The sequence below is a fragment of the Streptomyces sp. NPDC002520 genome, from assembly GCF_053595235.1.
The window spans coordinates 123,196-133,270 of the sequence record NZ_JBSFXG010000009.1 but is presented as its reverse complement, the minus strand read 5'-3'; the positions used below and the strand labels follow the sequence as shown (position 1 = coordinate 133,270).

The 10,075-nt window shown below is 71.9% G+C and carries 12 protein-coding genes; 1 reads left to right on the top strand and 11 read right to left on the bottom strand.

The features are described 5' to 3' along the window. Positions 1 to 57: 57 nt before the first annotated feature. From lgt to hisI, 11 genes are all read right to left on the bottom strand, one after another. Complete coding sequence (gene lgt, locus ACWD5D_RS15625) at positions 58 to 1,074, bottom strand: prolipoprotein diacylglyceryl transferase (RefSeq protein ID WP_451373221.1); 1,017 nt, start codon at positions 1,072 to 1,074, stop codon at positions 58 to 60. An 84-nt stretch (positions 1,075 to 1,158) separates the two neighbouring features. Beyond that, positions 1,159 to 1,932 (bottom strand): DsbA family protein, encoded by a 774-nt coding sequence (locus ACWD5D_RS15620; RefSeq protein ID WP_451373220.1) that lies wholly within the window; start codon positions 1,930 to 1,932, stop codon positions 1,159 to 1,161. 128 nt (positions 1,933 to 2,060) lie between these two features. Continuing rightward, positions 2,061 to 2,879: a tryptophan synthase subunit alpha gene (gene trpA, locus ACWD5D_RS15615; RefSeq protein WP_451373219.1), complete on the bottom strand. Its 819-nt coding sequence runs from the start codon at positions 2,877 to 2,879 to the stop codon at positions 2,061 to 2,063. After that, on the bottom strand, positions 2,876 to 4,165 hold the full coding sequence (gene trpB, locus ACWD5D_RS15610) for a tryptophan synthase subunit beta (protein ID WP_451373218.1): 1,290 nt from the start codon (positions 4,163 to 4,165) through the stop codon (positions 2,876 to 2,878). The genes trpA and trpB overlap by 4 nt, the downstream gene beginning before the upstream one ends. A gap of 284 nt (positions 4,166 to 4,449) precedes the next feature. Further along, a complete protein-coding gene (trpM, locus tag ACWD5D_RS15605; RefSeq protein WP_451373217.1) occupies positions 4,450 to 4,644 on the bottom strand; it encodes a tryptophan biosynthesis modulator TrpM in 195 nt (64 codons plus the stop codon). 22 nt (positions 4,645 to 4,666) lie between these two features. Further along, positions 4,667 to 5,476, bottom strand: a complete 810-nt coding sequence (gene trpC / locus ACWD5D_RS15600) for an indole-3-glycerol phosphate synthase TrpC (protein WP_451373216.1) — start codon at positions 5,474 to 5,476, stop codon at positions 4,667 to 4,669. Between the two features lie 134 nt (positions 5,477 to 5,610). After that, positions 5,611 to 6,012, bottom strand: a complete 402-nt coding sequence (locus tag ACWD5D_RS15595) for a DUF2752 domain-containing protein (RefSeq protein WP_451373337.1) — start codon at positions 6,010 to 6,012, stop codon at positions 5,611 to 5,613. Positions 6,013 to 6,255: 243 nt separating this feature from the next. Next, on the bottom strand, positions 6,256 to 6,513 hold the full coding sequence (locus ACWD5D_RS15590) for an HGxxPAAW family protein (protein WP_451373215.1): 258 nt from the start codon (positions 6,511 to 6,513) through the stop codon (positions 6,256 to 6,258). 186 nt (positions 6,514 to 6,699) lie between these two features. Beyond that, on the bottom strand, positions 6,700 to 7,338 hold the full coding sequence (locus ACWD5D_RS15585) for a TIGR02234 family membrane protein (RefSeq protein ID WP_451373214.1): 639 nt from the start codon (positions 7,336 to 7,338) through the stop codon (positions 6,700 to 6,702). A gap of 52 nt (positions 7,339 to 7,390) precedes the next feature. Next, the gene (locus ACWD5D_RS15580; protein WP_451373213.1) at positions 7,391 to 8,869 is read right to left on the bottom strand and encodes an anthranilate synthase component I; all 1,479 of its coding nucleotides are present in this window, start codon (positions 8,867 to 8,869) and stop codon (positions 7,391 to 7,393) included. A gap of 11 nt (positions 8,870 to 8,880) precedes the next feature. Then, entirely contained in the window at positions 8,881 to 9,282 is a 402-nt protein-coding gene (gene hisI / locus ACWD5D_RS15575; RefSeq protein WP_451373212.1) for a phosphoribosyl-AMP cyclohydrolase, read from the bottom strand. A gap of 153 nt (positions 9,283 to 9,435) precedes the next feature. Here hisI and ACWD5D_RS15570 point away from each other — a divergent pair, with 153 nt between their 5' ends. Then, complete coding sequence (locus ACWD5D_RS15570) at positions 9,436 to 10,071, top strand: TIGR03085 family metal-binding protein (RefSeq protein WP_451373211.1); 636 nt, start codon at positions 9,436 to 9,438, stop codon at positions 10,069 to 10,071. Positions 10,072 to 10,075: the final 4 nt, after the last annotated feature.

The window sequence follows — 10,075 nt, the reverse complement described above, 5'->3', positions numbered from 1 at the left end:
CATGCGCGGAGGGCGCCCGGAGGAATTCCGGGCGCCCTCTGTGTCGTACGGCAGGTGTCAGCTCTTCTTGGTCGCCGACTCGGTCTCGTCCTTCGGCTCCGCCGCGGAGTCCGATGCGGGCTCGGGGCCGGGATCCGGCTCCGGCTCGGCCTTGGGCTTGTCCATGTCCACGCCCTTGTCCTCGGCCGTGTCCTCGCCCTTGGCCGCGTCGTCGGCCTCGGTCTCCGCCGCCTCGTCGCCGGAGGCACTCTCGGAGACGGCCGCCGGTTCCACCACGGCCTCGCGGCCCGGGCGCTTCTTCGCGGAGATCACGATGTAGACGACCGCCAGCAGGAAGACGATCAGCGCGGTCCAGTCGTTGAGGCGCAGGCCGAGGATGTGGTGGGCGTCGTCGACGCGCATGTACTCGATCCAGCCACGGCCCACGCAGTACGCGGCGACGTACAGGGCGAAGGCCCGCCCGTGGCCGAGGGTGAAGCGGCGGTCGGCCCAGATGACCAGGAGGGCGACGCCGATGCACCACAGGGACTCGTAGAGGAAGGTCGGGTGGTAGTAGCCCGGCACCCGGCCGCCCTCGGAGGAGGTGATGTGCAGCGCCCACGGAAGATGCGTCTCGCGCCCGTACAGCTCCTGGTTGAACCAGTTGCCCCAGCGGCCGATGGCCTGCGCGAAGGCGATGCCCGGGGCGATGGCGTCGGCGTACGCGGGCAGCGGGATGCCCCGGCGCCGACAGCCGATCCACGCGCCCACGGCGCCCAGGGCGATCGCGCCCCAGATGCCCAGGCCGCCCTCCCACACCTTGAAGGCGTTCACCCAGTCACGGCCCTCGCTGAAGTACAGCTCGTAGTCCGTGATCACGTGATAGAGGCGGCCGCCGACGAGGCCGAAGGGCACCGCCCAGACCGCGATGTCGGCGACCGTGCCGGACCGCCCGCCGCGGGCGATCCAGCGCTTGTTGCCGAGCCAGACGGCAATGAAGACGCCGGCGATGATGCAGAACGCGTAGGCGCGCAGCGGAATGGGACCGAGGTTCCAGACCCCGTGCGACGGGCTGGGAATGTAGGCAAGTTCCATGGCAAGGTCGACGCTACCGTGCCGGGCACCGAGGACGGCGGGCAGCCCGGCTACGGGTCCATAACGGGCGGGTGAGAATCCCGCTCACCCTTGGGCGGCCTCCACCATCTGCTTGAGCTTGTCCGGCGTCAGCGTCTGGTCCTGGTAGATGTTCTTGCCGCCGAACAGCACCGTGGGCGTCCCGTGGAATTGACCGGCCTTGAAGGCCTGGTGGGACTTGTTCACCCAGCTGTAGTGGGTGCCGCCCTTGACGCACTTCTGGAACGCCGGGGTGTCCAGACCCTTCACCTTGCCGGCCAGCTCGATCAGCTTCGCGTCGTTGGCGAAGGCGTCGTCGAGCTCCGACGGCTGGTTCTCGTAGAGCACGTCGTGGTAGTCGCGGAACTTTCCGGCGCTCTGGGCGCAGGCCGCCGCGTTGGCCGCGCGCAGCGAGCCGGTGCCGCCGAGGTTGCCGTCGATCAGCCGGACCAGGTGGTATTCGATGCGGAGCTTGCCGGAGTCGACCAGTTCGTGGAGCACCGGGCGGTACCGCGTCTCGAAGTTCTGGCAGGCCGGGCAGCGGAAGTCCTCCCAGACCGTGAGCGTCGCCTTGGCGCCGTCCTTGCCGACCGGGATCGCGAGGCTGTCCTTGCCCTGCGCGCCCGAGGGTGCCACGACCGGGCCCTCGTTGTTCTTGCCCTTGTCCTTGCCCGCGTTGGCGGCGATCACGCCGATCACCGCCGCGAGCCCGAGGACGCAGACGACACCACCGCCCACGATCAGCGCGCGTCGTCGCTTGTCCGCGGACTTCTGTTTCTCGCGCTCCGCCGCCAGCCGCTCCCGGGCGGTGCGCTTTCCGTCACGGTTCTTCTCGCTCACACCCCCAGAACGAACCGGGGAGGCGCTGCGCGCCTCCCCGGCCGGAGGTCCACCCGTTCGAGTGACCACATGCCCTGCCAGGGAAAAGTGACGGTCGGTGAGCAGATGGTGACGGTACGTCGGAGGGGTTACGCCTGTCGGCGGACACCCTTCGCGAGGTCCCCGGCGAGGGCGCGGACCTGCTCGATCCCGGTTGCGTGGTCGGCGGCGTCCAGCATCCGCTTCACGAACGCCGAGCCGACGATGACGCCGTCGGCGAAGCCGGCGACCTCGGCGGCCTGGGTCGCGTCGGAGACGCCGAGGCCGACGCAGACGGGCAGGCCGGTGCCGGTGGCGCGGGTGCGCTCCACCAGGTCCTGGGCCTGCGCGCCGACGGACTCGCGGGTGCCGGTGACACCCATCAGCGAGGCGGCGTAGACGAAGCCGCTGCCGGCCGCGGTGATCCGGGCGAGCCGCTCGTCCTTGCTGCTGGGGGCGACGACGAAGACCGTGCCGAGTCCGTGCTTCTCGGCGTGCTCCCGCCACAGGGCGGACTCCTGGACCGGCAGGTCGGGCAGGATGCAGCCCGCGCCGCCCGCGTCGGCCAGTTCGGCGGTGAAGCGCTCCACGCCGTAGCGGTCGATGGGGTTCCAGTACGTCATCACGAGGACCGGCTTGCCGGTGGCCTCGTGCGCCTCGCGGACGGTGCGCATGACGTCCGCGATCTTGACTCCGCCGCGCAGGGCGATGTCGTCCGCGGTCTGGATCACGGGGCCGTCGAGGACGGGGTCGCTGTGCGGCAGGCCCACCTCGACGATGTCGGCACCGCCGTCGAAGACGGCCTTGATCGCCTCGATGCCGCCGTCCACGGTCGGGAACCCGGCCGGGAGGTAGGCGATGAGCGCGGCCCGGCCCTCCGCCTTGGCGGCGGCGAGGGTGTCGGACAGCAGCTGAATGTTCCCGCTCACTTGGCGTCCCCCTCGATCTCGGCGGTGTCGGCTTCGTTGGCGGCCACCTCGGCGTCGGCGGCCGTGTCGTAGAGACCGAAGTAGCGGGCGGCGGTGTCCATGTCCTTGTCGCCGCGGCCGGAGAGGTTGACGACGATCAGGCCGTCCTTGCCCAGCTCCTTGCCGACCTCCAGGGCACCGGCCAGGGCGTGCGCGCTCTCGATGGCCGGGATGATGCCCTCGGTGCGCGACAGCAGGCGCAGCGCCTGCATGGCGGCGTCGTCGGTGACCGCACGGTACTCGGCGCGGCCGCTGTCCTTGAGGTAGGAGTGCTCGGGGCCGATGCCCGGGTAGTCGAGGCCGGCCGAGATCGAGTACGGCTCGGTGATCTGGCCCTCCTCGTCCTGCAGGACGTAGGAGCGGGAGCCGTGCAGGATGCCGGGCTCGCCCGCGGTCAGGGTGGCCGCGTGCTCGCCGGTCTCCACGCCGTGCCCGGCCGGCTCGCAGCCGATCAGGCGGACGTCCGCGTCGGGGATGAAGGCGTGGAAGAGGCCGATGGCGTTGGAGCCGCCGCCGACGCAGGCGATCGCGGCGTCGGGGAGCCGGCCGGCGCGCTCGAGGAGCTGGCGGCGGGCCTCCACGCCGATGACGCGGTGGAAGTCGCGGACCATCGCGGGGAAGGGGTGCGGGCCTGCGACCGTGCCGAACAGGTAGTGGGTGCGGTCGACGTTGGCGACCCAGTCGCGGAAGGCCTCGTTGATGGCGTCCTTGAGGGTGCGGCTGCCGGACTTCACCGCGACGACCTCGGCGCCGAGCATGCGCATGCGGGCCACGTTGAGGGCCTGGCGCTGGGTGTCGATCTCGCCCATGTAGATGGTGCAGTCGAGGCCGAACAGGGCGCAGGCGGTGGCGGTGGCGACGCCGTGCTGGCCGGCGCCGGTCTCCGCGATGACGCGGGTCTTGCCCATGCGCTTGGTGAGCAGGGCCTGCCCGAGCACGTTGTTGATCTTGTGGGATCCGGTGTGGTTGAGGTCCTCGCGCTTGAGGAACACCCGAGCGCCACCGGCGTGTTCGGCGAACCGCGACACCTCGGTGAGGGCGCTGGGCCGGCCGGTGTAGTTGACGAGCAGGTCGTCGAGCTCGCGGGCGAACTCGGGGTCGTGCTTCGCCTTGTCGTACTCGACGGCGACCTCGTCCACGGCGGCGACGAGCGCCTCCGGGATGAACTTGCCGCCGAAGTCGCCGAAGTAGCCCTCGGCGCTGGGGACTTGACCCTCGGGGTCGGGGATGAAGAACTGGCTGGGCATGCGGATACCTCGCAGGGGCTTGGCCCCGGGTTGCTGGACTTGGGGTACGTGCTTGGCGTGCGCGCTGTGCTCGGGCGTGCTGTCCCACCTGCCCGCCCGCGCGGTCGGCGGGAACGGGCGAAGATCTCACGGACACCGGTGCCATCGAGGTCCGCCGGTCCTGATCGGTGCGCCGTGGGGGGCACTCGATCATGACGTCGGAGTCCGGCGGTGGCGGACCGGCTGTGCCCCCATCGTGCACCAAAAGGCCACAAAGGCAACCGGAGTTCGCAGGGAGAGACGGTTCAGCTCACCGCAGGTGACACGCGCGCATCATGGCGCCATCGCATGCCGTTCACCTGGCCGGGTTCGTCACCGATCACATAGCGGACCCGCCGCCCGTGCACCCGCCGCGCGGGGGCACGACAGCCACGGGGCCGGCAGCCGCGGGCGAGGCGGGCATAGGGATCCCGCGTCGCCAGGGTGATCGGAACGTTCATCGCCGTCCAGCTTAGCGAATGATCAGCCGCGGCCGTGCCGCAGTGCGGGGTGCTCGCCCGCCGCGACCAGGTCGGCGACGGCCGCCTTGGGGTCGCGTCCGGTGACGAGGGACTCGCCGACCAGGACCGCGTCGGCGCCCGCGTTGGCGTAGGCGATCAGGTCGTGCGGCCCGCGCACACCGGACTCGGCGACCTTCACAAGGTGGTCGGGGATCTCCGGGGCGACCCGCTCGAAGGTGCCGCGGTCGACCTCCAGGGTCTTCAGGTTGCGCGCGTTGACACCGATGATCTTGGCGCCGGCGTCCACGGCGCGCTCGACCTCGTCCTCGTCGTGGACCTCGACGAGCGGGGTGAGACCGATGGAGACGGCACGCTCGATCAGCGACTCCAGGGCCGGCTGCTCCAGGGCGGCCACGATCAGCAGCGCGAGGTCGGCGCCGTACGCGCGGGCCTCCCACAGCTGGTACGACGTGACGATGAAGTCCTTGCGCAGCACCGGGATGTCCACGCGGGCGCGGACGGCCTCGAGGTCGGCGAGCGAGCCGCCGAACCGGCGCTGTTCGGTGAGGACGGAGATGACGGCGGCGCCGCCCGCCTCGTAGTCCGCGGCAAGTGCCGCCGGGTCGGCGATCGCGGCCAGCGCGCCCTTGGAGGGGCTGGAGCGCTTGACCTCGCAGATCACCTTGACGCCGTCGCCCTTGAGGGCCGCGACGCCGTCCTTGGCGGCGGGAGCCTTGGCCGCGCGCTCCTTGAGCTCGTCGAGGCTGACGCGTGCCTGCCGCTCCGCGAGGTCGGCCCGGACCCCGTCGATGATCTCGTCGAGCACACTCACGCGAGCGGCCCCCTTCCAGACGGTGGTTCGTGCCGGGTTCGAAAACCCATGGTCACTGCGATGGTATCCGCAGGAGGGCCAAGGCTTCGCATCCAGTGCGGGCCGGTCCCATTACCTGGACGTTCCCGGTTCGATCAAGGATGCAGCCAGCCACCGAACGGCAGGTTCCGGACAACGCTGAAGACCAGCAGCAACGCGCCGACGACCCCCATCGGGACCGGTCCGAGCCCGATCCGCATCGGCCGGCCGCGTACCGCGCGGACCACCCAGACGGTCCACACCACGGCGAAGGCCAGGTAGGCGGCCACGCCCGCGGCGTTGTCCCGCAGGGCGCCGAGCAGGTCGCCGTGGATGAAGGCGTGGGCGCTGCGCAGCCCGCCGCAGCCGGGGCAGTACAGCCCGGTGAACCGGTACAGCGGGCACACCGGGTAGTGGCCTGGCTGGTTCGGATCGACGGCACCGACGTACGCGAAGGCGCCGGCCACGGCCGCGAGGATGCCGCCCGGCACGGCGAGCCGGCGCCAAAGGGGATCCACCCGCTCGACGAGCGGAGCCGAGAGCGGGGGAGGCTCGGGCGGGGCCGCCACCGGTCCGGCGGGCGGAAAGGTGCGCGGGGTGGTCCCGCTGTCGGCAGTCACGCTCGTATTCTGCCCGCCGGTACGGCCGTACGCGCGTGGATCCCCGCCCGGATCCTCCGCGCCCCGTCGCCCGGAAACACGCGAGGGGCGGCCCGGCACCTTCCCGGTGCGCGGGGCCGCCCCTCGGGGGCGTGCCGGACGTCAGCTCTCGGCGCCGACCGGCTCGCGGGTCGCCGCGGGGGCCTGGGTCACGACGGCCTGCGCCTGCTTCGGCTGGCCGAGGCCCATGCCGCGCATGATGACGCCGACGACGCCACCGAGGACCACGATCACCATTCCGGCCCAGAAACCGAGCGGCTGGGCCATCACCATGAAGGCACCCGCGACGCAGAAACCGATGAAGGCGATGGTGACGCCGGTCCAGGCGGCCGGGGTGTGACCGTGGCTGCTGCCCGCCATGACTTGCTCCTCGTTGCTGTGGACGTGTCGTAGTACGCGTCGTACGTGTCGTACGTTTCCGGGCCGGTCCGTCACTTTCCGAGCCGGACGCTCGTCCTCCATTGTCCCGTACGCGCACGCGTGCCGGACGCTGGGGTGGCGTCTGGTTCGCCACATCGGGCGACGGCGCGGCGGGGCGCCCGAGGCTCAGGCGCCGGTGGGGTCCTCACCGCGGTCCAGGGCCTTCCAGATCTCCTCGGGGCGCTCGGGGTCGACCGGGCGGGCCTTGGCCCGCGGGCGGCCGGCACCGCGCTCGTAGCGGCCCGACATGGCCGGCCACAGGCTGCCGTAGCGCAGCGCGAGCAGCCCGGCGAGCAGGATCAGGACACCGCCGGCGGCCGCGACGTACGGCCAGCCGGTGTGGGTGAGGGCGGCGACCGTCGCGGCGGTGTCGCCGGTGGCCTCGGCGGCCTTGTCGTCCAGCGCGGAGCTGTCCGAGGCGCCGGCGAGGGCGGCGGCGACGATGCCGGCGCCGGAGAGCGTGAGGAGCCCGGCCACGGCCAGTCGGCCGGCCCGGCGGACGGCGAACACGGCGACCAGTGCGGCGAGGCCCACTATGGCGAGGGCGGCGGGCACACCGGTGACGTCGCTGCCCTTGGCGGTCAGCGGGAACGCGCCCCCGGCCACCGTCGCGGTGCCCTCGGACCAGCGCTGCCGGGTCGCGAGCAGCGTCACGGCCGCGCCGAGGGCGCCGAACAGCAGGGCCATGGCGAGGCTCCGCCGACCGGACCGGGTGGGTGCGGCGGCTTCGGATCGGGGGTGAGGTAGGGCAGTCACGTACTCCACTATCGCCCGAACCCCGGGCGAAGCGTCACCCGGGGTTCCTATGAGAAGCGCCCTACCGTCCCAGCCGGTTGGCCGTGTGCACCGCCCGCAGCACGGCCGCCGCCTTGTTGCGGCACTCCTGGTCCTCGGCGACCGGGTCGGAGTCGGCGACGATGCCCGCGCCGGCCTGCACGTAGGCGGTGCCGTCGCGCAGCAGGGCCGTACGGATGGCGATGGCGGTGTCGGAGTCGCCGGCGAAGTCGAGATAGCCGACGCAGCCGCCGTACAGGCCGCGCCGGGACGGTTCGAGTTCGTCGATGATCTGCATGGCGCGGGGCTTGGGGGCGCCGGAGAGGGTGCCCGCCGGGAAGCACGCGGTGAGCACGTCGAAGGCGGTACGGCCGTCGGCCACCTGGCCGGTGACCGTGGAGACGATGTGCATGACGTGCGAGTAGCGCTCGACCGACATGAAGTCGACGACCTCCACCGAGCCGGGCTCGCAGACCCGGCCGAGGTCGTTGCGGCCGAGGTCGACGAGCATGAGGTGCTCGGCGCGCTCCTTGGGGTCGGCGAGCAGTTCCTCGGCGAGGGCCTGGTCCTCCTGCGGGGTGGCGCCGCGGTGCCGGGTGCCGGCGATGGGGTGGACCATCGCGCGCCCGTCCTCGACCTTCACCAGTGCCTCGGGGGAGGAACCGACGACGTCGAACCCGTCGAAGCGGAACAGGTACATGTACGGGGACGGGTTGGTGGCCCGCAGGACCCGGTAGACGTCCAGGGCGCTCGCGGTGCACCCGGTCTCGAAGCGCTGGGAGGGTACGACCTGGAAGGCCTCGCCCGCGCGGATGCGCTCCTTGACGTCCTCGACGGCCTCCTGGAAGTCGGGGCCGCCCCACAGCGCGGTGTACTCGGGCAGTTCGGAGGGCGGCAGGACGGCCGGGGGCTGGGCGACCGGCAGGGCCAGGTCGGCCTCCATGGCGTCCAGGCGGGCCACGGCGTCGGCGTACGCCTCGTCGACGCCGGTGTCCAGGTCGTTGTGGTTGATCGCGTTGGCGATCAGCAGGACGGAGCCCTCCCAGTGGTCCATGACCGCGAGGTCGCTGGTGAGGAGCATGGTCAGCTCGGGCAGCTTCAGGTCGTCGCGCTCCCCGGGGCCGATCTTCTCCAGGCGGCGGACGATGTCGTAGCCGAGGTAGCCGACCATTCCGCCGGTGAAGGGCGGCAGACCCTCCTGGTGCGGGGTGTGCAGGGCCTGGAGGGTGGCGCGCAGGACGGCGAGCGGGTCGCCGTCCGTGGGTACGCCGACCGGTGGGACGCCGAGCCAGTGCGCCTGTCCGTCGCGCTCCGTCAGTGTCCCGGCGGACCGGACACCGACGAAGGAGTAGCGGGACCAGGAGCGGCCGTTCTCGGCGGATTCCAGCAGGAAGGTGCCGGTGCGTTCGGCGGCGAGCTTGCGGTAGAGCGCGACCGGCGTGTCGCCGTCGGCGAGGAGCTTTCGGGTGACCGGGATGACGCGCCGGTCGGTGGCGAGCTTGCGGAAGGTCTCGAGGTCCATGGCGGCAGACCTTACTGATCCTGGGCCGACGTGCCGGAGACTTCGTCCTTCAGCAGGACGTCGGCGTCGAAGCAGGTGCGGGCGCCGGTGTGGCAGGCGGCACCCACCTGGTCCACCCTGACCAGCAGGGTGTCGGCGTCGCAGTCCAGCGCGACCGACCTGACCCACTGGTAGTGGCCCGAGGTGTCGCCCTTGACCCAGTACTCCTGCCGGCTGCGGGACCAGTACGTGCAGCGGCCGGTGGTCAGGGTGCGGTGCAGCGCCTCGTCGTCCATCCAGCCGAGCATCAGCACCTCGCCGGTGTCGTACTGCTGGGCGATGGCGGGAACGAGCCCGTCGGCGCTGCGCTTGAGGCGGGCGGCGATGTCGGGATCGAGGCTGGTGGGGCGGGGGCTGCCGGACGTACTGGTCATGGATGCCATTGTGCCGCGTGGCGGGGGGCGTGACGGTGGGTGTCCATCGAATGGGCACTGCGGCGCGACGGGGCCCCTCTGGGGGAGCCTCGTCGAGGGGTGGCGGTCGGGCGGCGGGTGGGAGGACGGCCTGTATGGTCGTAGGCTGATCCCATGTCGACCTTCGCCAAGCGTGAACGGCTGTTGCTCGCCGACCTCTTGGAGACCATGGGTCCCGAAGCCCCGACGCTGTGCGAGGGCTGGACGACCCGGGACCTGGCCGCCCATGTCGTGGTGCGCGAGCGGCGCCCGGACGCGGCCGGGGGCCTCCTCGTCAAACAGCTCGCCCCGCGCCTGGACCGGGTGATGGCCGAGTTCACGGCGAAGCCGTACGAGGAGCTGCTCCAGTTGATCCGGACGGGTCCGCCGCGGTTCTCGCCGTTCGCGCTGAAGCAGGTGGACGAGGCGTCGAACACGGTCGAGTTCTACGTCCACACCGAGGACGTGCGCCGCGCACAACCGGACTGGAGCCCGCGCGAGCTGGACCCGGTCTTCCAGGACGCCCTGTGGTCGCGTCTGGACCGGATGGCCCGCGTGATGGGCCGGGGCGCGCCGACCGGGCTGGTGCTGCGCCGCCCGGACGGCCAGACGGCGGTGGCGCACCGGGGCACTCCGGTGGTCACGGCGACCGGGGAGCCGGCGGAGCTGCTGATGTTCGCGTTCGGCCGGCAGGACACGGCCGACGTGCAGCTCGAGGGCGACGCGGACGCGATCACGAAGCTGCACGACTCCAAGGAACTGGGACTCTGAGGTC